Source organism: Lentibacillus jeotgali, from assembly GCF_000224785.1.
GTDB lineage: Bacteria > Bacillota > Bacilli > Bacillales > Amphibacillaceae > Lentibacillus > Lentibacillus jeotgali.
This window is the reverse complement of sequence record NZ_AGAV01000003.1, coordinates 293,067-317,158: the sequence shown is the minus strand read 5'-3', so window position 1 is coordinate 317,158 and position 24,092 is coordinate 293,067. Positions and strand designations below refer to the sequence as shown.

Annotated in this window: 27 protein-coding genes, 1 pseudogene and 1 other annotated feature; of the genes and pseudogenes, 11 read left to right on the top strand and 17 right to left on the bottom strand. The window is 42.8% G+C overall.

Features of this window, described 5'->3' with window-relative positions; all coding sequences use genetic code 11:
* Positions 1-19 precede the first annotated feature (19 nt).
* Together ON01_RS02145 and ON01_RS02140 are read right to left on the bottom strand one after the other, a co-directional pair.
* Entirely contained in the window at positions 20-1,339 is a 1,320-nt protein-coding gene (locus ON01_RS02145) for a sensor histidine kinase (protein ID WP_010529368.1), read from the bottom strand.
* Between the two features lie 2 nt (positions 1,340-1,341).
* Entirely contained in the window at positions 1,342-2,028 is a 687-nt protein-coding gene (locus tag ON01_RS02140) for a response regulator transcription factor (protein ID WP_010529367.1), read from the bottom strand.
* Between the two features lie 163 nt (positions 2,029-2,191).
* Between ON01_RS02140 and ON01_RS02135 the strand changes: the two genes are divergently transcribed.
* A complete protein-coding gene (locus ON01_RS02135) occupies positions 2,192-3,517 on the top strand; it encodes a S1C family serine protease (protein WP_010529366.1) in 1,326 nt (441 codons plus the stop codon).
* 273 nt (positions 3,518-3,790) lie between these two features.
* Positions 3,791-4,588 carry a zinc ribbon domain-containing protein gene (locus ON01_RS02130; RefSeq protein WP_010529365.1) on the top strand — a complete coding sequence of 266 codons (798 nt, stop codon included), beginning with the start codon at positions 3,791-3,793 and terminating at the stop codon, positions 4,586-4,588.
* Positions 4,589-4,680: 92 nt separating this feature from the next.
* Here the strand turns inward: ON01_RS02130 and ON01_RS02125 are convergent, their stop codons facing one another.
* From ON01_RS02125 to ON01_RS02100, 6 genes are all read right to left on the bottom strand, one after another.
* Positions 4,681-4,887, bottom strand: coding sequence for a zinc ribbon domain-containing protein (locus tag ON01_RS02125; RefSeq protein ID WP_010529364.1), 207 nt, complete (start codon positions 4,885-4,887; stop codon positions 4,681-4,683).
* Positions 4,888-4,956: 69 nt separating this feature from the next.
* The gene (locus ON01_RS02120) at positions 4,957-5,622 is read right to left on the bottom strand and encodes a TraR/DksA C4-type zinc finger protein (protein WP_010529363.1); all 666 of its coding nucleotides are present in this window, start codon (positions 5,620-5,622) and stop codon (positions 4,957-4,959) included.
* Between the two features lie 68 nt (positions 5,623-5,690).
* Entirely contained in the window at positions 5,691-6,137 is a 447-nt protein-coding gene (locus tag ON01_RS02115; RefSeq protein ID WP_010529362.1) for a GNAT family N-acetyltransferase, read from the bottom strand.
* Positions 6,137-6,472 (bottom strand): hypothetical protein, encoded by a 336-nt coding sequence (locus tag ON01_RS02110; protein WP_010529361.1) that lies wholly within the window; start codon positions 6,470-6,472, stop codon positions 6,137-6,139. The genes ON01_RS02115 and ON01_RS02110 overlap by 1 nt, the downstream gene beginning before the upstream one ends.
* Before the next feature lie 7 nt (positions 6,473-6,479).
* Positions 6,480-7,163, bottom strand: a complete 684-nt coding sequence (locus tag ON01_RS02105; RefSeq protein WP_010529360.1) for a class I SAM-dependent methyltransferase — start codon at positions 7,161-7,163, stop codon at positions 6,480-6,482.
* Between the two features lie 69 nt (positions 7,164-7,232).
* A complete protein-coding gene (locus tag ON01_RS02100) occupies positions 7,233-7,433 on the bottom strand; it encodes a cold shock domain-containing protein (protein ID WP_010529359.1) in 201 nt (66 codons plus the stop codon).
* 300 nt (positions 7,434-7,733) lie between these two features.
* On the opposite strand from ON01_RS02100, the gene trhO reads away from it, so the two are divergent.
* A complete protein-coding gene (gene trhO, locus ON01_RS02095; protein WP_010529358.1) occupies positions 7,734-8,717 on the top strand; it encodes an oxygen-dependent tRNA uridine(34) hydroxylase TrhO in 984 nt (327 codons plus the stop codon).
* 312 nt (positions 8,718-9,029) lie between these two features.
* Positions 9,030-9,509, top strand: coding sequence for a glutathione peroxidase (locus ON01_RS02090; RefSeq protein WP_029328950.1), 480 nt, complete (start codon positions 9,030-9,032; stop codon positions 9,507-9,509).
* Between the two features lie 111 nt (positions 9,510-9,620).
* Here the strand turns inward: ON01_RS02090 and proS are convergent, their stop codons facing one another.
* The 6 genes from proS to ON01_RS02060 all read right to left on the bottom strand — a co-directional run bounded on the left by proS (position 9,621) and on the right by ON01_RS02060 (position 14,668).
* Complete coding sequence (proS, locus tag ON01_RS02085; protein WP_425357495.1) at positions 9,621-11,018, bottom strand: proline--tRNA ligase; 1,398 nt, start codon at positions 11,016-11,018, stop codon at positions 9,621-9,623.
* Positions 11,019-11,119: 101 nt separating this feature from the next.
* Positions 11,120-11,343 (bottom strand) — a binding site (T-box leader).
* Between the two features lie 143 nt (positions 11,344-11,486).
* Positions 11,487-12,026 (bottom strand): GNAT family N-acetyltransferase, encoded by a 540-nt coding sequence (locus tag ON01_RS02080; RefSeq protein WP_010529355.1) that lies wholly within the window; start codon positions 12,024-12,026, stop codon positions 11,487-11,489.
* Between the two features lie 82 nt (positions 12,027-12,108).
* A complete protein-coding gene (locus tag ON01_RS02075) occupies positions 12,109-12,660 on the bottom strand; it encodes a cysteine hydrolase family protein (RefSeq protein WP_010529354.1) in 552 nt (183 codons plus the stop codon).
* Positions 12,661-12,691: 31 nt separating this feature from the next.
* The gene (gene thiD, locus ON01_RS02070) at positions 12,692-13,522 is read right to left on the bottom strand and encodes a bifunctional hydroxymethylpyrimidine kinase/phosphomethylpyrimidine kinase (protein ID WP_010529353.1); all 831 of its coding nucleotides are present in this window, start codon (positions 13,520-13,522) and stop codon (positions 12,692-12,694) included.
* A gap of 21 nt (positions 13,523-13,543) precedes the next feature.
* Positions 13,544-14,029, bottom strand: coding sequence for a DUF456 domain-containing protein (locus ON01_RS02065; protein WP_010529352.1), 486 nt, complete (start codon positions 14,027-14,029; stop codon positions 13,544-13,546).
* A 15-nt stretch (positions 14,030-14,044) separates the two neighbouring features.
* On the bottom strand, positions 14,045-14,668 hold the full coding sequence (locus tag ON01_RS02060) for a glycerol-3-phosphate acyltransferase (protein WP_010529351.1): 624 nt from the start codon (positions 14,666-14,668) through the stop codon (positions 14,045-14,047).
* A gap of 189 nt (positions 14,669-14,857) precedes the next feature.
* Between ON01_RS02060 and ON01_RS02055 the strand changes: the two genes are divergently transcribed.
* From ON01_RS02055 to ehuA, 6 genes are all read left to right on the top strand, one after another.
* Positions 14,858-15,427: a M15 family metallopeptidase gene (locus tag ON01_RS02055; RefSeq protein WP_010529350.1), complete on the top strand. Its 570-nt coding sequence runs from the start codon at positions 14,858-14,860 to the stop codon at positions 15,425-15,427.
* A 110-nt stretch (positions 15,428-15,537) separates the two neighbouring features.
* Positions 15,538-16,515 carry a ring-cleaving dioxygenase gene (locus tag ON01_RS02050; RefSeq protein WP_010529349.1) on the top strand — a complete coding sequence of 326 codons (978 nt, stop codon included), beginning with the start codon at positions 15,538-15,540 and terminating at the stop codon, positions 16,513-16,515.
* Between the two features lie 620 nt (positions 16,516-17,135).
* Positions 17,136-18,053, top strand: coding sequence for an ectoine/hydroxyectoine ABC transporter substrate-binding protein EhuB (gene ehuB, locus ON01_RS02045; RefSeq protein ID WP_010529348.1), 918 nt, complete (start codon positions 17,136-17,138; stop codon positions 18,051-18,053).
* Positions 18,054-18,166: 113 nt separating this feature from the next.
* Positions 18,167-18,832 (top strand): ectoine/hydroxyectoine ABC transporter permease subunit EhuC, encoded by a 666-nt coding sequence (gene ehuC / locus ON01_RS02040; protein ID WP_083838333.1) that lies wholly within the window; start codon positions 18,167-18,169, stop codon positions 18,830-18,832.
* Positions 18,832-19,566, top strand: a complete 735-nt coding sequence (gene ehuD, locus ON01_RS02035) for an ectoine/hydroxyectoine ABC transporter permease subunit EhuD (RefSeq protein ID WP_010529346.1) — start codon at positions 18,832-18,834, stop codon at positions 19,564-19,566. Before ehuC ends, ehuD begins: the two co-directional genes overlap by 1 nt.
* Positions 19,566-20,336, top strand: coding sequence for an ectoine/hydroxyectoine ABC transporter ATP-binding protein EhuA (gene ehuA / locus ON01_RS02030; RefSeq protein ID WP_010529345.1), 771 nt, complete (start codon positions 19,566-19,568; stop codon positions 20,334-20,336). The genes ehuD and ehuA overlap by 1 nt, the downstream gene beginning before the upstream one ends.
* 229 nt (positions 20,337-20,565) lie before the next feature.
* On the opposite strand, the gene ON01_RS02025 is transcribed toward ehuA, so the two are convergent.
* A complete protein-coding gene (locus ON01_RS02025; protein ID WP_010529344.1) occupies positions 20,566-21,306 on the bottom strand; it encodes an amidohydrolase family protein in 741 nt (246 codons plus the stop codon).
* A 264-nt stretch (positions 21,307-21,570) separates the two neighbouring features.
* On the opposite strand from ON01_RS02025, the gene ON01_RS19410 reads away from it, so the two are divergent.
* Entirely contained in the window at positions 21,571-21,741 is a 171-nt protein-coding gene (locus ON01_RS19410; RefSeq protein WP_175284917.1) for a hypothetical protein, read from the top strand.
* Here ON01_RS19410 and ON01_RS19790 read toward each other — a convergent pair.
* Positions 21,716-22,522, bottom strand: a pseudogene (locus ON01_RS19790) (transposase); the annotation flags it as partial. The gene ON01_RS19410 and the pseudogene ON01_RS19790 sit on opposite strands and share 26 nt — an antisense overlap.
* A 96-nt stretch (positions 22,523-22,618) precedes the next feature.
* The gene (locus tag ON01_RS02015) at positions 22,619-24,082 is read right to left on the bottom strand and encodes an Msr family ABC-F type ribosomal protection protein (protein ID WP_010529341.1); all 1,464 of its coding nucleotides are present in this window, start codon (positions 24,080-24,082) and stop codon (positions 22,619-22,621) included.
* Positions 24,083-24,092 lie beyond the last annotated feature (10 nt).

Here is a 24,092-nt window from a genome sequence, read left to right as displayed (position 1 = left end):
ACAATTGTAACATAGAAGTTCACTCTTGAAAAACAATCATAAACTTAGCGCCGCCAAGCGTGGAATCTCTCACCATAATCTTCCCGCCTGATTGCTCGACAATCGCCCGGGCGATGGCCAGTCCCAGCCCGGTCTCACCAGTCTTACCTTTTACGAACCGATGGAATATATGCGGAATAAGATCCTCTGATACACCATCCCCATCATCTTCAATCATAATCGTCTTATTTTCCACGGTGATCGCCACACGTGATTTGGCATGTCTGACAGCATTGACGGTAATATTTAATAAGGCACGCAGCAGCTTGTCCTGATCGGCGAAAAAGACACTATTCTTATCCACGGTATGGTTCAGCTCGAGTCCCTTTTCGCGGACCAGCGGGAATGCCCGGTCCAGCACCTGGCTAACCAGCTCGGAAGCATCAATCCGCTCGGACTGGTATTCCGTCTGTTCACTATCCAGTTTGGCAAGCAAAATCATTTCGTTAATAATTGTTTTTAGACGATTAACTTCTGTAACCATCATCTCCAGACCTTTTTCCTTATCTTCCTCCCCAAAAACATTATCACGAATTCCCTCCGCATAGCCTTGGATCGTCATGAGCGGTGTTTTTAGTTCATGACTGGCATTCTGGAAAAACGCCTGCTGTGATTTCATATACCGGTTAAGCTCTGTCGCCATATCATATACACTTTGTTCAACCTCTTTAATTTCACCCGTTGCCTTCACGCGTTCTATTTGATCAAATTGCCGTTTTTCAATTTTTTTCAGTTGTTTTTTTAATTTAGTCAACGGCGTCACCAATTTATTTGTCAGCAGATAACTTATTGGAACTGCTGCCAGAATTCCAATGAAGAAGACGAGCATCATCCGTCTGAAGAAATCCTGCTGCACTGACTGCAGATCAGTTAACGGCGTCAGCAAAACCAGTTCCAGCTCAGTCTGTTCCGGATAAATCAAAATTCGTGAGGTGACAAATTTACTGTCCCCCGCTTCCCATAAATCCTCTTGAGTTTCCGCAAAATAATTATTGGCTGAAAATCCTCTGACATACTGCTGCGGCATCGTTGACATCAACACCTGATCCCGGCTGCGATCATACAGAAACAGCTGAAGGTTCTGATCCTGCAAAAAGCCGCCAAAATCCTGAATGCCTCCCTGTGACTGGTATTGTTCATTCAACACATCAACAAGCAATTCACCCTTTTGTTGCAATTCCGTTTTTTCAGTGTTTATGAGCATTCCAAGAATCATCGAATAAATGACATACCCCGTTACAGCCAGAATCACCAGCAAAAGGGAAATAAATGCTATATTTAATTGGGATTGAAGTTTCATCGTTATTCCTCTTCATCGCGCAGCCGATATCCATATCCCCATACTGTCTCCAGTGGAATATCGGTCAATTTTTTACGAAGCCGTTTAACAAGATCGTCAACAGCACGGTCACTGCCAAAATAGTCTTCGCCCCAGATTTTGATGAGAAGTTCCTCCCGGGAAAATGCTCTGTTAATATTTTTGGCTAGCAGCAGGAGCATATCAAACTCCTTTGTTGTGATATCTTCTTCCTCCCCGTGCCAAAAAATTCGCCGGTCATTTTCATGAATTAATAGTTCACCTGCTTTAATTTTGTGCTGAGGTGAGTGATCATCATGTGTTGTCGGCTGACTACGCTTGAGCACACGCTTAACACGGGCTATGAGCTCCCTGGGGCTGAATGGTTTGGTTAAGTAGTCATCTCCGCCCAATTCGAGTCCAACAATCTTGTCCACTTCATCGTCTTTTGCGGAAATAATAATAATCGGTACATCACTTTCCTGCCGAATTTTTTTACAAAATTCATAACCATCCATTCCAGGCAGCATAATATCCAGTACCCACATATTCGGCGGCTGTGTCTCCCAAAGCTCCCATGCCTTTTCAGCAGATTCCATAACGGTTATATCAAAGCCTTCTTTTTTTAAATACGCCGAGACAATATTTTGGATATTCGTATCATCTTCCACGACACCAATATGATTGGTCATAAATGTTTCCTCCATCAATTGATTTATATGATTGGCTGAGCTTAGAAACGGGAATACCATGACTGAAATTACACATTTTTGCCATATTCTTACCAAAATAGTACCAAATGTTATGGCTATAATGAAACTTGTAATCATCATAACGCAAAGAGGTGAGATATTCATGCATTACAATAATAACTATCGTGATAATGAAAATATGAACGATGATAACCGAGAGTATTTCGAGCAAGAAACGGCAGAGAGTACAGAACCGGAAACGAACAGTGGTATTGCTCAAACAGCCCGGCAGAATACAAAAACGAGCAAGACCGGGAAACCAAAGCGAAAAAAATCCGGCAATTTACTGAGCGGGCTCGCCGGCGGATTGATATCAGCTATTATCGTCGTCCTGTTATTTACAACGAATATTATACCAAACATTGACAACAATACCAGCTCTGATGATGGATCGAGCGAAAATAACCAATCATCCGAAACGCCTGAAGTAACAGAAACGATTGCTTCAGACAGTGCTAATGTCGCTTCAACCATGGATGAGGCATCCAAGGCAGTAGTCGGCGTCACCCGAATGAACCAGCAGAGCATCTGGGAACAAAGCGAGAAATCCGGAACAGGATCAGGTATTATTTATAAAAAAGAGAACGGCAGCGCCTATGTGGTTACAAACCACCATGTCGTCGATGGCGCTCAAGAAGTCCAAGTAGTTCTTAATGATAAAGAACATATCAATGCAGAAGTGATGGGAACGGATGAGCTGAGTGATCTTGCTGTCCTGAAAGTTGATGGCTCTAAAGTAGATACCGTCGCCAATCTTGGGTCTTCCAGCGATTTAAAAGTCGGTGAATCAGTCATTGCGATTGGAAACCCACTTGGAATGGAATTTGCTAATACGCTGACGAAAGGAATTGTCAGCGGTCTGGACCGTTCCGTCAGTATGGATACTAACGGTGATAGACAGCCCGACTGGGTAACAGAAGTCATTCAGACCGACGCAGCCATTAACCCCGGAAATAGCGGCGGTGCGCTAGTCAACTCCGACGGTAAAGTCATTGGCATCAACTCGATGAAAATCGCCCAGACTGCCGTTGAAGGCATTGGATTTGCCATTCCGATCGACACGGCGCTGCCAATCATGAAGCAGCTTGAAAATGATGAATCAGTCGCCCGTCCATACATCGGCATCAGTACAGCATCCGTTAACCAGGTTCCGCAACAATATCGTGATCAGGTGCAGCTTCCTGAAGATGTAGAAGGCGGTATGGTTGTTGCACAGGTTGAAACAGGATCACCTGCAGACAATGCGAACCTGCAGCAGTTTGATGTGATAACGAAGATTAATGGCAATGAGATCGCCTCACTGGTAGATTTGCGTGAGTATCTATATAAAGAAGCAGAAATCGGCGAATCAGTCGAACTTGAAATTTATCGGGACGGCGAAAAACAGACCGTATCCCTTGAACTGGTAGAGCGCGAATCCCAACAGTAAATTATGCTGCTTCTCAGCAGGGTCTCGCCCCATAGATTGTTAATGAACTTACTGGCAGCTGTGCCCCCTGCTTAAAAACCTTGAAGTAAGGAGCTTGTTGCCGGTTAGAGATTGAGCAGAAATAACTCCCCCCCTGCAAAAAACCTGCTATTATTAGTAGCAGGTTTTTTGTCTGGTTTAGGCCGAATATAACGGGTAATAGAAGCGATACTCTTTCAGATTTTAACAAAAGCCATTATACTTTAATTAAGAAATTGAAAAGGAAGTGATGTTATGCAGTGTCCTTCGTGCGGTCAGTATTCGGAGGAAGGTAAATTCTGCACCAATTGCGGTGCCCAGCTGGTTTCGGAACAAGAAGATACTGAGGAAACCATTCCACATCAGGAAGACAGTAACGTTATAGTGAATAATGATTCTGAACAAGACAGTGAAACGTCAGATTCCTCTAATGAATTCACAGAAAAATTAAAAAGCGATGCCATCAATTTTGGACACTTTTTTATCACGCTCATGAAAAATCCAAGTGAAGCAAAAAAGGCAAATCACTCAGACACGATCTCAGGCATTATAACTATTCTGATATTTTCTTTATTGTTGTCGGTGAGCTATCATTTTGTACTCACTGCCATCCCTGCAGGTTTTTTTAGCAATGTTTCACTGTTTGACAGTTTTGTCTTGCCATTAATCACCTTTATATTACTGCAGATCCTAATCGCAGGGCTGACATTTGCCGGCGCGAAACTGGCTGTTCAGGCTGTCACCTTCCGTGGCATTATAGCCAAATACGGTGCTTATTTAATTCCGTTCCTGCTTTTATATGCCGCTGGCCTGATTTTTTCATTCATCGGACTGTCAGCACTCGCTGGGATCCTTATCCCGGTAAGTATTCTGGGATTATTATTATTAGCTCCTACATTCATCTTACTGGAACAGCCATCAGAAGGGTTTGACCGAGTTTATGTACTGTTGGGCCTATACATAATCGTCATCATGGCATTTGCCTTTTTCTCACAGGCGTTCCTGAGTTCAATTCTTGGGAGCATGATGGATACGATGTTTGGCGGGTATTAAAGCGGCATGTTAATGAGAGGCTTGGACAAAGTATTTAAGGCTAGAAACCTTAGCTTATCGCCAAGGTTTCTAGCCTTTATGAGGGAAGAGTTTTAGCCAAAAAAGAAATCAAAAATGTTGCTTCCGGATGAGCTCTTCTTATTGTAGAATTCCGAGTACCCGCAGTTTTTGCACGAAACAACGGTAAATTGATTACTTTGCACATCAAACATTTTGGATAGGCCTGTCCCGGTCATGGATACATCTTTCTGCTCTGCGTCTGTGCTGCCACATTTAATACATCCGCGGTTCTCTTCCATTTATATCATCTCCTTATGATGCTATACGAACACGGAGATCATATGGTTTCACACCCTGAACAGATCAAACTATTCCTCGTATTTATTATGATTTGGTGTAACACCAGTGAAATTCCCGTCCTGGTCAGCTGCCAGAAAGCTTTCCTCATCCGTGACACTCCCGACATTCTCATCACTGTTCGGATACATTTCATCATAATCGTCACGATCGCCGTAAAAATCCGACGCTGTTTCCGACGTACCGTAGCGGCTGACTTCCTGCCATGCATCTTCTGCGTCGTAACCCGTTTGTTCCTCCACGGTTATTTCATCGGGGTTGATATTTGGACTGAAAACACCTTCCTCAACTGGCCGGTCATCCTTAGCATGATTATCCAGATCTTCAGCGTGTTCAAAACAGCGGTCGGCCGTTGGAATAGCCTCCAGCCGCTCAAACGGTATATCTCTCCCGCACTCGCTACAGATGCCATAGGTGCCATCCGCAATTGCATGCAGAGCTGCATTGATATCCTGCAGTTCATTTTCCGCATGTTCATTCAGCGCGATATCCTTTTCGCGCTCAAACATTTCGGTTCCCGTGTCACCGGGATGATTATCATAATTGGATAATTCATCCATTGATTGTTTTGTCATTTCAAGCGAGGTTCCAAAGTGATCCTGCACCTGACTGATTAGCGTATTTTGCCGCTCCAGCAGCATGTTTTTGCATTGTTTAAGCTGATCATTTGTAATCATAGCGTCAGCCTCCATTTTATAAAATGAATCGCTAACCATACTATGTGTCGATATAAGTGAATGATACTTTAATTTCGCTTCCATATCATGTCAACATGTCGAATACCATCGTCTAGGTAGGGTTCGGAAACTTGCCGGAACCCGAGCTCTGAATAAAAATACTTTAAATGTTCTTGAGCTTCAATTTTAATTATTGACTCATCCCATTGATGGGAAACAAGCTCAACGGCTTTTTGCATCATCTCACTGGCATAACCGCGACCTCGATAACTTTCTGCGACCGCAACCCTGCCAATGGATGGCTCTTCAAAAATGGTATTCCTGGGTAAAATCCGGACATTACTGACTATTTCATTATTGTCCTTTAAAAAGTAATGAATACCCTGCTGGTCATAGTCATCGAGTTCTGGGTATGCACATTCCTGTTCCACGACAAAAATATCAACCCGTAGTTTCAAAATTGCGTATAGATCTTCATTCGTCAGTTCCTGAAATGACTTTATGTACCAATCCATCAGTTGTCTGCTCCCTTATGGTTACTATCATTATCCTTTCTCTGTTCATTACCGATTTGCTCCCTGACCACAAACGCCAGGTCATTATTGCCGAATAGCTGAAGGACGTTTAGCACCGTCTGATCGGGTATGTCTTCCGATTCCTGCTTGGGGACCGTTAATTCAAGCGCATCTCTCAAAGCCTGATTATGCAACTGCCCGGGATACGCACGCTCATATAACGCTTCCGGATCAAGACTGTTATTGATGCACCACTGTGCGTAAACGAGGATCATCATTTTTTCATCCTTTTGATAGCTTTCAATTACCTTTTGTTCAAATTCACTTTTATCCATATTTTTCTCACACCTTTCGCATCATAAAGACCCACATGAATGTCAGCGCCTGCTGGAGGTCAAGTGCCAGTCCTTTATAATGACGTTCATGAACGCCTTTTTTATATATACCAAACCCATCTTCATACATTAAGTCATTTTCCTGAGCAAGCTGCTGGAATTCCCACGGCATGACCGTATTACATATGGCGTTTTCGCCATGAAGCCTGGGATAGCTATTCATCCGCGGTCCCGCTGTCGGTCCGAGGATTCCGGCAACAAACAAACCGTCTTTTTTCAGAACGCGGCCAAGTTCATTCAGTGCTTTTACAGGGGTTTCAGTCCATTCAAGGACATTGATCGCCATTATCGCGTCCTGGCTTTTATCGTCAATCGGCAGGCGGGTGATATCGCCCTGCCGAAAAGAAATCGCTGCTTGTTCCGTTTTTTCGCTGGCACGCCTGATCATCTCACCGGAAATATCCACACCTGTCACATGATAGCCTAACTTGTGCAATTTATACGATCCATATCCGTCACCGCACCCGACGTCTAGAATCTTGCTGTCTTGTTCCAGCTGCCTTTGGATAAACGGCACGATATCTTTTCTGCTGCCGGAGTCCCACATTTCCATGCTCCGCGCACTCCAGAATTCCGCACGATCATCCCATTGCTTTTCTGCTTCGTGATGCCAGTCGAACTCTTTTGGCATGCAACATCCCTCCTAAACAAAAAAAGGTTTACCTCACAAATGAGATAAACCTTTTTAGATCATAATCAATTAAACGGCTGTAACGTTAGCAGCCTGTGGTCCGCGGTTGCCTTCAACGATTTCGAATTCAACGTTTTGACCATCTTCAAGCGTTTTGAAACCTTCAGCATTGATTGCTGAGAAGTGAACGAATACATCGTCTCCCTCTTCGCGCTCAATGAAACCGAAGCCTTTTTCAGCGTTGAACCATTTTACTGTACCAGTCATCATATTAAACGACCTCCTTATACAAATATGTGCAAAGTAATTGAACCATAAATACTTTTACACCACTTGTTAAAGAGATCGTAAAGTATTACTAATTTCAATTTCATTTGCTTAATCCTTACTTTACTCCTTTTTGGAGCAAAACGCAAGTGGTTGAGGAAATAAATTTATTTTAAATTATCCCGATGAATCGCCAACCCTGGCAATACAAATAAAAACATGATAAAATATTCTTCTGCAAGATTATAATAAGTTATCCACTGCATTTGTATCTTGCAAATATAAATGGTAGGTGGTATCGAAATGGAAAATCAACAGGAATATCAGGTGCTGCTTTATTATAAATTCGTTCCGATCGATGACCCGGTGTTGTTTTCAGAAAAGCACCTTGAATTCTGCCAGGAGCTTGGGCTCAAGGGACGGATTCTTATAGCACATGAAGGACTGAACGGGACAGTTTCCGGTACAGTCGAACAGACCGAAAAATATATGAAGGCCATGCATCAGGATCCGCGCTTTGCTAATATGACCTTCAAAATTGATAACCACGACCGACATGCTTTCAAAAAAATGCACGTGCGGCACCGTCCGGAAATTGTTAGCTTGAAGCTAACTGAGGACGAAGATATCAACCCAATGGAAAACACAGCAAAGTTCCTCTCGCCGAAAGAATTTTATGAGGCGATGCAGGATGAGGAAACGGTTATCCTGGATGCCCGTAATGATTATGAATATGATCTCGGACACTTTCGTGGTGCGATCCGGCCGGATATTGAGGCTTTTCGCGAGCTGCCTGACTGGATCCGCGAAAATAAAGATCAGCTGAAGGATAAAAAAGTACTGACCTATTGCACTGGTGGCATCCGCTGTGAAAAATTTTCCGGCTGGCTGATGGATGAAGGTATTGGAGACGTTGGTCAGCTTGATGGCGGGATCGTTACGTACGGGAAAGACCCGGAAGTACAAGGTGAACTCTGGGATGGCAAATGTTACGTCTTCGATCAGCGCATCTCAGTTCCAATCAATCAAAAAGAACACGTCGTTGTTGGACGAGATTATTTTGATGGAAAACCTTGTGAGCGTTATGTGAACTGTGCTAACCCGTCATGTAACAAACAAATCATCTGCTCGGAAGAAAACGAGCATAAATATATGCGCGGCTGCACGCATGAATGCCGGGTCAGCCGTGACAACCTGTATGTCCGGGAACACAACTTATCCCAGGAAGAAATCGACCGCAAACTTGCGATTATTGAAGAAGAAAATCAAGCAAAACAGGAAGCTTAATGAATATATAGAAAGGAATCGGCAACATTCAGCCGGTTCTTTTTTGTTGTTTTGAATATAGCGTCCTGTTTCTCTGTGGCCTTATGAACTCTAGCAGATACTTCAGTATTACGGACTGCTGCTACATCCCCGATCACTAAAAAGTTCCATTATTGTTGATTCAATTTTTTGACAATAATTGGGTAATGTTGTTATTCTTTATTAGAAAGCTTGGCTTATCGCCAAGCTTTAATGGTTGAAAGCCTAAGTTGCACTTATGCAGTAAGAAAGTATTTATACTTTCTTAACTGCCAAAAAAGGAGGGCGATTTCAATTAGTGTTTATGATTTCTCCGCAAAAACGATAGATGGAGAAGAAAAATCGCTGAATGAATATAAGGGAAATGTGCTATTAATTGTCAATACAGCCAGTGAATGCGGGTTCACACCGCAATTTGACGGTCTGGAAAAGCTTTATGATACATATAAAGATAAGGGACTGACGATACTTGGATTCCCATGTAACCAGTTCAACAGTCAAGATCCAGGTTCAGACGGCGAAATAGCTACCTTTTGCAGAAGAAATTACGGGGTGTCTTTCCCAATGTTCAGCAAGATTGATGTTAAAGGAGAAAATGCGCATCCTTTATTTGTTTATTTAACCGAACAAGCAAAAGGCGTTGTAACCAGACAGATAAAATGGAACTTCACCAAATTCCTGGTTGATCGAAACGGGAATGTCATCAACCGCTACGCACCACAGACAAAACCAGAAAGTGTTGAGCAGGATATTGAAAAGGTGCTGCAAACCTGACAGAGCTGTCCCGCCATTTGACGGGGCGGCTCGTTTGTTGTTTTCGGGCTGATGTTTTCACTTTCGGGAACAAAAAATCGGGCGGCTGTCAGCAGCGCCAGACTTTTTGTTTTAATATGCTCGTGCCCAATATACCATCTCTTTAGCCTCTCTGCCGCAGCAAACGCAGGAATCCGAAACCGTCTCCTGTTCAAACGGTATACACCGGGATGTGGCAGATGTTTCTTCTTTAATTTTCTCTTCGCATGCTTCATCACCGCACCACATGGCCTTGATAAACCCTGGTGTTTCATCCAATGCCTGTTTGAACTGGTCCATATCCACGGCAGTTGTCGTTGTTTCTTCAAGGTGTGCCAGAGCTCCGTCATACAAGTTCTGTTGCACTTCTTCAAGCAGAGCGGGGAGCCGTTCCTCCAGTTCAGCCAGTGGCAAAAATTCTTTATTGCCGGTGTCGCGACGGACAAGCACCACTTGCTCATTTTCAATATCTTTAGGGCCCATTTCAATCCGGACAGGGACCCCTTTCATCTCATATTCATTGAATTTCCAACCGGGTTTTTTATCACTACCGTCAATATCAACTCGGACAAGATTCTGCAGGCGGTCACGCAGATCATACGCCTTATCCAAAACGCCTTCTTTATGCTGGGCGACCGGAACGATCATTGCCTGTGTCGGCGCAATCCGAGGCGGGATCACCAAACCGCGATTATCACCGTGTACCATGATCAATGCCCCCATAATCCGAGTGGACATGCCCCATGAGGTCTGATGGACCGGTTTTTGCTCACCATTCTCATCCAGATAAAGAATATCAAATGCCTCCGCAAAGCCTGTTCCCAAGTAATGCGATGTACCCGATTGCAATGCTTTGCCATCGTGCATCAGACTTTCAATCGTTAGGGTGTAATGAGCTCCGGCAAATTTTTCGCTCTCAGTCTTTTTCCCACGCAAGACCGGAATTGCCAAGTAATTTTCACAAACATCGGCATAGATTTCCAGCATCTGATTTGTCTCCGCTTCAGCATCTTCACGTGTTGCATGAGATGTGTGCCCCTCCTGCCACAAAAATTCCAGCGAACGCAGGAATGGCCGGGTTGTTTTTTCCCAGCGGACAACGTTACTCCACTGGTTATACAGCTTTGGCAAATCACGGTAGGAATGAATGTTTTTCGAATAATACTCACCGAACAGGACCTCAGATGTCGGCCGGACACAGATCCGCTCCGTCAGCTCTTCCTCCCCGCCATGGGTCACCCAGGCAACTTCGGGCGCAAAGCCTTCAATGTGGTCCTTTTCCTTTTGCAGCATACTTTCCGGGATGAACAATGGGAAGTACACATTCGAATGGCCTGTTTCCTTAAACTGCTTGTCCAGTTCATCACGGATATTTTCCCAGATGGCAAAACCATATGGCTTGATAATCATCGTTCCGCGGACAGTTCCGTAATCAACCAATTCCGCCTGTTTGACCACGTCCGTGTACCATTGCGCGAAATCGTCCTCCATGGCAGTGATTTTTTCAACGTATTGCTTGTTTTTACCCAAATTAAAACACTCCTTATAAAATATATGGAAGAACTTTCCTTATTAAAAAATCCTCCGTCCTGAAAAGGGACCGAGGTCTGTGGTGGTACCACCCTTGTTTGCAGCCGTTCGAACAGACTGCACACTTGATATCATAACGGTGTAAAACCGCGCACATTTTCCGGCAAAAACCTTCCGGCGGCGAACTCAGAGGCAGGTTCAAGTTTCTGTCTTTGGAAATTCCCACCAGCCATTTCCTCTCTGTCAAAGACGGCCAAACTATACTAATCCTCATCAGCGTTTCATCTATTGTATTTTTAAATATAAATGGATGAGCGGTTAAAGTCAAGCCCGAGCCGTAAACTCAGTCCGGAGACCGATGAAAATAACAGCTGCTGCCCGATTTGCATTCTTATATAAAGTCGAATGATTATTTACAGCTGACCCAGATCAATCATCCAACTGCTTTTCATACTTGGAAAACTGAATGTCCATTGCTTCGGCAAAACCGGAAAAGCTGAATCCCGCATTCTCATAAAATTGATTTAACCCGGGATTGTCCGCTACACAATCCAAGCGGAGCACATCACTTTCGGTTTTACTATTTTCCTGTATCCATGATAGAAGCCTTCTCCCAATCTGCTGATGGCGATAGTTTTTATCAATGGCCAGCCTGTGCAGATAAAGGGCATCATCACCACGATCTCCCCACAGACTGGCATCAAGTTCATTTTGGCTCTGTGAAAGGTTAAATGTTGCAACGGGATGATCGTCTCTGTCCGTCACCAGATAAGTCGTCCCCGCCTCAATCGCTTCTTTTACTTCTGATACTGCCTCATCTGTCAGATAAAAGTCCCACTGATGAATACCTTTATCATTCAGCCAGCCGGCTGCATCCTGTAATGTCCGGACAACCGTATCTGCATCATCTGCTGCAGTCTTTCTGACTCTATAATCATCAAATGTATCCTTTTTGAATATATCGGCCATTTCGCATCCCCCTTTGTTCGATTCATGAAATTTATCAGTCGGAAAAGCCAGCACCGAAATCGCCCTGGCTTTTCCTCAGCAGTTATACTAATTTTGCTCCAAGTGTCTCTTTAAAATGACCGAGCGCCCACTCATGTCCTGCTGCGTTAAAACTGGCAACCGCATCCTGATGCACAACAATGCTGAATCCTTTGTTATAGGCATCGACAGCGGTATGCAGCACGCAAATATCGGTGCAGACGCCAACAAGATGGATTTCGTCAATACCACGTTCACGCAGTTTAATTTCCAGATCAGTACCGGCAAAAGCACTGTAGCGTGTTTTATCAAAGTAATGGACACTGCTCTTATCCTTATTTTCCGCATAGACCGATGCTAACGAACCATACAGTTCCTGGCCTTGTGTTCCAATGATATTGTGCGGCGGAAAAAGCGCTGTTTCCGGGTGAAAGTTGTCCCCCGTTTCATGGGCATCAATCGCAAAAACGACAAAGTCATCTGCAGCGATAAAATCCTTAGTGATGGATACGATATTATCCTCGATAGCCTGTCCCGGTTTGCCGCATGTCAGTTTCCCTTCATCTGCTACAAAATCAACCGTATAATCCACATTGATCAGCGCTCGTTTCCCCATTCATCCCACTCCTCTTTGAATATCTACTCAATTAGAGCTTTTCTACTTTAATCTTATGCGCTTCACCTTTCATGCGCTCTGCCGCGTGATACGTTGGACCAACCATATCGGTATAGGTAAAACCATATTCAATTGCCGTTGTGACGAAGCTTTTTGACAGACGAACCGCTTCCAGCATCGAATACCCTTTTGTCATATAGGAAGTGATCGCTGCCGAATACGTACAGCCTGCTCCGCTTGTATTTTCTGTGTCGACCCGTGGTGCTTCAAATGCCGTCAGTGTTTCGCCGTCGTACAAAACGTCTACCGCTTCGCCTTTCAATCTGCCGCCTTTTACCAAAACGTATTGCGGTCCAAGTTCATGCAGGTCAACTGCTGCCTTTTTCATATCTTCTACCGTTTTCACGTCACGTCCATTCAATAGATACGATGCTTCAGGCACATTCGGTGTAATCACATCAGCCAGTGGAACCAGCCGCTTCCTCAGTACATCGATCGCATCGTCCGCAAGCAGCTTCGAATCAAGTTTTCCGACCATGACCGGATCAACTACCACCGTTTTCTTATCTGAGCCGGCAATCAGATCCGCAGCTTTTTCAATAATCTCCTTGGAAAATAGCATGCCAGTTTTGAGTGCGTCAGCGCCAACCTGTTTCATCGCTGTGGCAAATTGTGCTTCTATTGCTTCTATCGTCTGCAGGTGCACATTTTTATCTGTTTCAGGATGACGGGCAACGATCGCTGTCACCACACTCATTCCGTAAACATCCAATTCCTGAAATGTTTTCAGATCCGCCTGGATACCAGCGCTTCCCCCTGCTGCAGATCCGGCAATTGTAATAGCACGTGATGGTAGATTCATACTGCAAAATCCTTTCTGCTGTTAAAATAAGATAACGATAAGAAACCACATAACCATCGCCAATTGAATGACGACTTTTGCTAACGCTCCGCCAAGGAATCCGATTAATGATCCAATGGACGCGCGGACAGCCTCCTGAATTGTTCTTTCCTGCATCAACTCAATCAGAAATACTGTGACAAACGGAATAATCAGGATGCCGAATGGCGGTATGATAAATGATCCGATAATAACAGCAATAGCAGCGCCGCGCTCGCCCCATTTACTGCCGCCGTATTTTTTCACAAAATAGCTATTGGCAATGACATCCGATACAATCAGTATAATAGTCAATACAGCCATAGCAATCCAGAAAAACCAGGTCAGTTCATCCGCATTTATCACAAAATGATAAAGCAGGAAACCAACCCAAAGCACCAGCGGAGATGGAATAATCGGAAAAATAACACCTGCAAAACTTGCGATAAAGAGTGCAATAATAATAATCCAAACGATAATGTCTAGCATCGCTGTCCTCCACTTCTATGTCTCTTTTCGAAACATACTTGATATCGTTGTCTCTTCCTTATTAAGGATACGTTTATAATTCTCCATATGTTTCATAATACTCATAACCGATAATAGCACAACAACCATTGTTGGTTCGATTCCAAAGGACAGATAAGTCGTTACCAGAAAGGAGACATACATGAAAAGAACGCCGACGACAAGATAATCAGTTGCCAATGTGAATAAAAGCAGAATGGCAATTCCGATGACCGCTATCTTCCAGTCAATAGCAAGCAGTACACCAATCAATGATGCCGTTCCTTTACCACCGCTGAATTTCATAGTGACCGGGTGATTATGCCCAACAATAATAAATAATGCATTGATGTACACCAATAAAGTTTGTGCCGCTCCAGTTATACCCTGACCTTCTAATAAGTATAACACCATCAATATCGATAATGTTGCTTTAAAAATATCAATAAGTGCAACAAGAATGCCGTACTTCCACCCCAGTAATATCGTTGTGTTAGAAGCTCCGGAGTTTTTCACGCCAGTATTTTTAATATCCATTTTTTTATATTTCCCGACTACCTGTGAGCCATGAATGCAGCCAGACAGATAACCAATCAGACTGACAATCAGTACAGTCACCATAAAACCCCTCCCATGAGTTAATCTTATATTTAGAAATCAGGAACTTCAAGACAATTATTTTCCGAAATCATGCCCCTCTTTACCGATTTCGTTCGATTATAGTTATAGAGAGGTGTTATTTTTTTAACTGGTCAGTAATCCAGGATGTTATAATGATAACGAAATCTATTCGCAAGGAGCCCGTAAATTTTGAAACGAAACCGCAAAGATATCACAGCATGGATCATCATTATTTTATTTCTGGTGATGCTATTTTTCCTATATAATCAATTAAAAACAGACCGCTATGTTGATCAGGGAAACGAGGCACCTCTTCCGGAAAGCCTTGACCCGGTTGTCACTGAGAAAACAGAAAAACTTGTTGATCAGGCTGCTGAAAAAAATATCGATGTTGTCATTACTGAAACGGTCAGGAGCCATGAAGAGCAGGACGCATTATATGAACAGGGGCGATCAAAAAAGGGTAGCATTGTAACTTATGCCGAGGGCGGCGAATCCTATCACAACTATGGACTTGCAGTTGATTATGCTTTGCGCAATCATAACGGCAAAATTATTTGGAACACAAGTTACGATGGCAATAACAATGGTGAATCAGATTGGTTTGAAGTGGCCGATATCGCCAAAGAACTTGGATTCGAGTGGGGTGGTGACTGGAGCAATTTCAAAGATTATCCGCACCTGCAAATGGATTTTGGGCTGAGCATTGACCAATTGAAACGGGGGCTCCGCCCAAAGCATGAGAACTCTGATCAATGAGGCAATATCCTGTACTAATCATTAAAATCGATTTATAATTCATTTATACTGAATTAAAGTAATCTAAATTCAGTGTAAATATGATTAAACTAAGGAGACTTGACTTAGCTATGGAATTAAAAGGTATACACCACGTATCAGCCATAACAGCAAATGCAGCCAATAACTATCGATTCTATACAGACGTTTTGGGGATGCGATTAGTGAAAAAAACAATTAACCAGGACGATCCATCGGTTTATCATCTGTTTTACGCAGATGAGATCGGTAACCCCGGCACCGATTTAACATTTTTTGAAATTCCACGTGCAGGTAACACCTATCCGGGTAAAAGCAGCATTTCCGCAACGTCCCTTAGAGTCCCAAATGATGATGCACTGAAGTACTGGGAAAAGCGGCTGACTGAACATGATGTTGACCACGATGGAATAACAGAACAGGGCGAACGCCGAGTCATCCATTTTCGTGATCCCGAAAACCAGCGATTGACACTCATTTCCGATGAAACGAACTCAGGGGTTAAAGGGGGAAAGGTGTGGGAACACAGTTCTGTTCCTGCTGACAAAGGCATTATCGGCCTTGGACCGGTAAAATTAACAGTCGAGGATCCTGCTCCAACGGTTAAAGTATTGACAGAAGTTTTAACATTTCGGGAAATAAGCAGTTACCCATCACCTGTTAATGGACAAGATGATATTCGTATCTTTTCAACGGGGAAAGGCGGCACAGGTGCAGAAATACATCTTGAAGTTCGCAATGATCTGGCGAAAGAGCGGCCCGGTCGGGGAAGTGTTCATCATGTAGCATTCCGGGTTGAGAATGAAGATGAATTGGCAAAATGGAAAGACCGGATCGTTGCCGAACGCATCCCTAATTCCGGGTTAGTGGACCGCTTCTATTTCAAATCACTCTATTTCAGAGAGCCAAACGGCATTCTGTTCGAACTGGCAACAGACGGACCTGGATTTGCAACTGATGAAGATACCGACCATCTGGGCGAATCGTTGGCATTGCCGCCATTGTTTGAAGGTCAGCGTGAAGAAATTGAAGCTAATTTAAACCCGCTCGATACAACAAGGTCGCGCTAATTGGCGCGGCCTTTCAATACATCCCGCATATAACGGGCAGCAATCTATTAATCAAGAATCCACCAAGTAAAATGAATTCCTCCTTAAGTCCATAGTTGACATTAACCATTTCTACTTAGTCTCATTCAACTTTGAAAACCCATTAAACATGACATATTTCCTGCTACTGGCTCATATATTATGACATTCGTTTATTCGTCCTTTTATCGACCAAATGATGACTTAATTTTCAGTTATTTCAATGAATTGTGAGCATATAAAAGTAATATAACCCATTTTTAAGCATATTATAGTATATATAAGATGCATAGGCTCTTTTAATTAAATTTGGGGGTATATTTTAAATTATCAAAAAATATCGCATTTGAATAGATTATATAATCCTTATACTATTATAGTATGACTGTTTTCAAGCCCTTCCCCCTATCTCCAACTGTTCATTATCTAGTCAAAAAGTAGCACATACTGTCAATGTTACTGAGATATTGAACACTAATACTTAACGCCTTACCCCCATATAGGCAGACAATTTTATACAGAGAATCAAAAGTAAACGGGCTTATCGTCATGGTCGACGTTACCCGATTTTACTTAAAAAACTACGGGAGGTCATTTAGGAGATGAAAAAACTATTACTAGCTTCAATCTTCGGTATTTTCGTCCTTTTGCTTGCGGCTTGCGGCGGCGGATCTGAGGATGCCAGCGGCGGTGGCAGCGGAAATGGCGGAAGCGAAGGTGAGTCAAGCGGCGATTCAGCGCTTAAGAGAATTAAAGAGTCAGGAACCGTTCAGATTGGATATGCGGACGAAAAGCCATATGGCTATAATGAAGACGGCGAAATAAAAGGTGCTTCACCGGATATTACGGCGGCGGTATTTGCAGAAATGGGCGTGGACAATGTTGAAGGCCAAATACTCAATTACGACCAGTTGATTCCTGGTTTAAACGCAGGTAAATTTGATGTTATTACATCAGGTATGGCGATTAATCCTGGCCGCTGTGAAAACGCAGACTTTGGTGAACCGGAAATGACATATGGGGAAGGTTTGATTGTTCAAAAAGGTAACCCTAAAAACCTGCACAGCTATTCGGATATTGCTGAGACAGGTGCCTCCGTATCTATCATGTCTGGTGCAACCGAAATTGCATATGTAAAACAAATGGGGGTAGAAGAAAGTCAAATCCAGGAAGCTTCAGACATACCGGCAACTTTTTCGGCAGTTGAATCAGGCCGTGCTGATGCTACAACTGGCACTGAAATGACCGTTAAAATGGCACTGGAGTCTGCCGGCAACGATAGCCTTGAATTTGTGGATGATTTTGAACAGCCGGATATCGAAGGTGTTCCAAGCTATGGTGCTGCTGCTTTCCACCCGGATAATGACGAGCTGCGTAAAGCATATAATGAAGAACTGCAAAAGCTGATTGACGATGGAACAGTGGCTGAAATTCTGGAAGAGAACGGCTTTGATCCTGAGAACAACGCACCACCGGAAGATATCTCGACCGAAGAAATCTGCAGTGGTGAAAAATATTAAGCCAGACATAAGAACATCTTAAATATCCATGCAATGACTCCATAGGGTCCGGGCTCCCTCACCCAGGGGGTCTGACCCTATTATTTTTGAATACAACCGTATCTGAAGGAGTGATGATTATTAATGCAATAGCTGAGATATTTCCTACCCTGATGAAAGGAATTGGCATAACGATTCAAGTTTTGATTGGTTCCATTATTCTTGGTTATTTAATGGCATTTATTGCTGGTTTTTGCCGTTTATCCAAAAATCCGGTCATTAAAATAATAACCACATTTTATGTGGAAGTGTTCCGTGGTACATCTTTGATTGTACAACTCTTTTGGCTTTTTTACGCACTACCGATATTATTTGGAATTGATTTGGGCAGTGATTATCTCGCGGGTGTCCTTGCGATTGCTCTGAACTATGGTGCATACATGTCAGAAGTTGTACGCGGATCGATTCTCTCTGTTGCAAAAGGGCAAACAGAAGCTGCAACGGCTCTCAATATGTCAAGTTTCCAACGCATGCGCCTTGTCATTTTTCCGCAAGCTGTCCGCATGATGTTGCCTGAGTTTGGCAACTATCTCATACAAATGCTTAAAGCAACATCACTTGTTTCGTTGATTGGCATGACCGACATTTTATATTACGGTGATATATTGCGGAGCAGTAATCTGTCACAGGCACCAACTGTCTATTTCTTGGTACTCGTATTCTATTTCATAATGGCACTGCCACTTATCTGGCTGACCAGAAAAATGGAAGCAGCATCAAAGAAAGGAGTGGCTAGCTAATGAATAGTGGAAATTGGCAATGGGATACATTTTTTGAAGCCTTCCCGGTTGTTGTGGAAGGTCTTGGGATTACATTAGGGCTGACGATTGCCACTTATGTATTCGCACTAATATTTGGGTTTGTCTGGACACTCCTGAATGCTATCCGGATAAAACCAATAAAGTGGCTGTTCAGATGGATAATGGAATTTATCCGGTCGACACCACCTCTTGTACAGTTATTTTTTATTTTCTATGCCTGGCCGATGGTTCCAGTCGTCGGTTTTGCCCTGGATCCATTCACAAGTGCTATTCTTGGTCTTGGGGTGCATTTCAGTACGTATATTGGTGAAGTGTACCGCTCCGGAATTGAAGCGGTCGATAAAGGTCAATGGGAAGCAGCCCGTGCACTTAATTTCTCGACCGGACAAAAATGGACTAAAATCATATTACCGCAAGCTGTTCCACCAACCATACCAATGCTTGGAAACTATTTGATTATTATGTTCAAAGAAATTCCATTGGCATCAACGATTGGGGTTGCGGGAATATTGAATCTGGCAAACTCTTACGGCTCTGCAAACTTCAGATATTTGGAACCATTGACAATAGTCGCCTTGCTGTTCCTTGTACTAAGTTATCCATCCGCTATACTGATCAACAAACTGGAACGCAGAATGAACCGACGCTTTGATAAAAAAGAACAGACCGGCAGTAAACCACTTAAAGAAGAAAAGGAAGGAGCTGCATCGTAATGACAGAACCGATTGTACAATATCAGGATGTGCACAAATCGTTTGGCGATACAGAGGTATTGACAGGGATTGACCTTGATATAAAGCCCGCAGAAAAAGTGGCTGTCATCGGCCCGAGTGGGTCAGGGAAAACAACCATCATCCGCATGCTGATGACGCTAGAAGAACCGACGTCAGGTGATATCATTGTTGACGGAAAAAATCTATGGCATATGGAGAAAAATGGCGGGCTTGTTCCTGCCGACGAAAAACATTTAAGACAGGTACGCGGGGATATTGGAATGGTCTTTCAGCACTTCAACCTATTCCCGCACATGACGATTCTTGATAATTGTATGTCAGCACCGATACATGTGCAAAAAGTGGATAAGAAAGAAGCAAAGCAGCGTTCTATTGAAATGCTGGAAAAAGTGGGACTAGGCGATAAACTTGATAATTACCCAAGCCAGCTATCAGGTGGGCAGAAGCAGCGTGTTGCGATGGCCCGTGCACTGGTAATGCGTCCAAAAGTTATGCTGTTTGACGAGGTAACATCCGCACTTGACCCTGAATTGGTCGGAGAAGTGCTGGAGGTTATTCGGGGCATAGCACAAGAAGGCGAAATGGCAATGGTACTGGTCACCCACGAAATGGAATTCGCCCGGGACATTGCTGACCGTGTCCTGTTTCTTGATAACGGTGTAATTGCTGAACAAGGTCCACCGGCAGACGTATTGGAAAACTCTACGAATGAGCGTCTTCAAACCTTCCTGCACCGTTTCAGATCTTAATATAAGCTAGAAAACTTTTCTCGTAACGAGGGTCAGTTCCAGTAGGGAAAATGCAAAACCAAGGAAAAGACACACTAACCGGTATCCTTTTCAACTGTAAATTAGCAATATAAATAGCACTAAAAACGCTCAGATCTATTCTGAGCGTTTTACGTAAAAAAATAATAGCGTTACCATCAAATGTTTCACTTCGAAATATTTCTTACCCCCGTTTATATTTGGAAAAAATTCATAAATACCATTTTAATGCGTTCGTATATAAGATTTTTTCCGTAGCCTGTTCGTCAAATAATTGTTGAATCAATTCGATATCAGCATACTCAAATGGTCTTTTTGCTCTTGTTGATGGCAAATCTGTACCAAACATAAGTGAATCAGGATTTGCCTCATATATGGATTTCAGAGCATTTTCAACATTCAACTCTATACGCCCAAAACCGGTTGCTTTTACACGAACACCTTTATCAACTAATTTTAACAAATACGTTAATCCTTCTTCTGATAGCCCTAAATGGTCAATTGAAACAGCAGGTAGTTTTTCAATTGTCGGTGCAATTTCGGGTAAATCTTTTGAATCAATATAAAGTTCGCTGTGCCACCCAACCAAATCGTAAACTCTCCTTGCAAAGTAGTCGAGTTTTGATAACTTTTCTGAACCACCTCGTTTGATATTAAAGCGTAGTGCTCTCACTCCATTGTTATGTAAGTTCACGATTTCATCATCCGTCACAGTAGATGGCAATTGCGTAACACCGCAAAATGTTGGCCCCATTTGTTTAAGTGCTTTCAATAAGTAATCTTGGTCAAAACCTTGGAAAGAACCAGATACAATTGCTCCGCCTTGTATATTTAAATCGGTAGTTTCAATTTGGTAATCTGATACTTCATAGATCGGTGGTGTATATCCTTGGTTTTTTATAATTGGAAAATCAAAATCAATAATATGAAAATGTCCATCAAAAATTTTCACCCATAACCCCCCATTTCTAAGCTTTCCTCTTTACATTTCAATATGATTTCACAAGGATGAATACCGTTAAACGGCCCTTATATTCAGTTTAAGCGCTAATACCTATTCCTGATTAGCACCCGAGGATTGATGACTGATCTAAGATGACAACTAGTGTTTTCAAATGTATCACTATACTTAGAAAATGTACATAAAAAGTTTCAAATAATGTATTAATTTCAACATATAATGATGCTAGAAAGAAGGTTACAAGGGGGTACTGAAATGAAAAAAACAATCGATTACTTAAAAGAGGATCTCTATAAAGCAAAGGAAGAACTCCAAAACTTAGAAAAGCGGGGCCACACCATAACAGAATGGATAGATCACCAGAAAAACATTGAGAAATGTAAAAAGCGACTTCAAAACTTTACGCAGAAACGAAACTTTTTGTGAACCTCCCTGGGTGATTTTTATTATGGTCCGAAAATAAGTTTCCGGTTATCACATGCAAAAAGCGCAAAAAAGTATCCCGGGGGATCTTTTCAAGGTTCATGACCAGAAACTGGATGGAAATGACCGTTTCACTCGTTGTCTGAAGGCATGCTGAAATAAGGCCAAGCCCATATGAACGCTTGCCTTCCATCGCATTTCGTTCTACTGCGTCCTGATATTCAGTAGCCGATTCCTCTGTTTATCTTTTGACGGTCGGCCCAGCTTAGGACCACTCAGCCGGATACCGCATTCCTTGCAGTATTGTCGGTTTTCCCTTGTTCGGTAAATCTGATCGGCCAGGGTTGCTTCCAGCTAAACGCCATAGCGTCTTTTATAGGTCTCAGCGGACTCATGAAGGTGAGCAGCTTCATGATAGGCATCCCATGACAGCTTGTCCAGCGTGGCAAAGCCATTCATCATGCTTACCGAGATTTTGGCTCCAAATTCAACATTGGCATCGGTTTTGCCACTTACAATCGGACGTACATGAGGCTGATGGATACTAACTATGCGATGATCGATCTGATGCTTTTTATGTTCATACATGTGCCGCCGCTGACGGTTTAGCTCCTGTATCACCAGTAATTCCCGATATTGTTGCTTGTCAATGGCTTTACGAACCTTTTTGCGTCTTGGATTCTTTTGCTTGGAAACAGCCAGATAATCCTTGCGGGCTTTCTTTTCGATAGGTGCGCAGTTTCCGCTGATTCCCTTTCAAAGGTTCATGCAGGGTATCAATCATGCCTTACGCCTTCTCATTTAAATACATTCGGGACAAGGGATCATCCCCTTTGTCCCGCTCAATCTGCACAGTTATATATACTCCTGGCTTGCTGCGTTAGTTTTTTAGTATTAATGTCTGGCCTTCGATTGAATAGATTCGATCAGCCACACGATTAATAAATGTCCTATCATGTGAAACAAGCAGAATCGTCCCTTCATATCCATTCAAAAAACTTTCCAATGCTTCAATACAAAAAACATCCAAAAAATTGGTCGGTTCATCCAGGACGAGCACATTGTATCTTCCTAAAAACAACTGACAAAGTATTAAACGAATAGCTTCTCCGCCACTTAAATCACAGACATTCTTTTTAATATCATTCCCTGTGAAATTCATAGCGTTAAGTACACCCCGAACCTTACTTTCTTTATAATCGCTCCGACTCTTCATGTAGTCAAGTACCGTTTCATCTTTTTCAAATTGATAATCCATTTGTTCATAGGATCCAATAACAGCTTTGGGCGAAATGGTAATCCCCTTACCACGCTGTAATATGTGATGAAGCAGGGTTGTTTTCCCTGAACCATTTTTGCCTGTAATGGCAATGGTTTCACCCAAAGGGAATTGAAAACTTGATTCTTTGAGCAGGTTTTTATTACCTGCTCTCAGGGCTAGACGATCGGCCATAATCGGAAACTTATTATGCAATTTCAGCGTGTTTGACTGGTGAAAGCGAATCATTTGCTCTTCTTTTGGAGCCTCTGCTTCTTCTAATTGCTCCACCCTCTGTTCTATTGCTTTTGCTGCCCTTTGTACCGATTTTTGACTAGAACCTTTCTCTTTTGTCGCAAACATCGTATTCGGTTTTGCTTTAGCTTCTTTTTTGGACATCTGCCCACTTGCCTGATTAATTTTATCAGCCTTCTTCATCTTTTTCTCGGCTGCTTTCATCAGACGTGATTTTTCTTTCACATACTTTTCATACGCTTCTTGTTGCTGCCTTTTCTCCAGTTTCTTTTGTTCCACGTAATCCGAATAGTTCCCTGTATATTCCGTTACGCATCCATCTTCCACTTCCCATATTTTCGTCACCAACCGATCCATTACATACCGGTCATGACTGACAAGTATGAGTGCACCATAATAATACGTCAGTTCATCTATAAAAAATTTTATCCCTTCTTCGTCTAAATGCGTTGTTGGCTCGTCAATTAACAAGCCCTCATGGTAGGTGGAAAATATCTGGGCTAACTTCATCCTTGTTAGTTCGCCGCCACTAAAATGTTCAATGTTTGTTTGCGGAATCGTCAACTTCCCCATTAATTCATAATCGATTTCGCTATCTGCTGGTAATGTTAATTGATCAAAATACGCAAAATCAGCAAAGCGTTTGACATGACCTTTCCCAGGCTTAATCTGGCCATTTATCAATTTAAGAAGGGTGCTCTTCCCTGCCCCGTTCTTCCCAACAATTCCAATACGGTCAAACTGATGCACAGCAAGCCGTGGGATATTTAATACCACTCGGTCTAAAAAAGAAAGTTCTATATTTTCGAATTCTAAACAAATCTTTTCCATGATCCCTCGC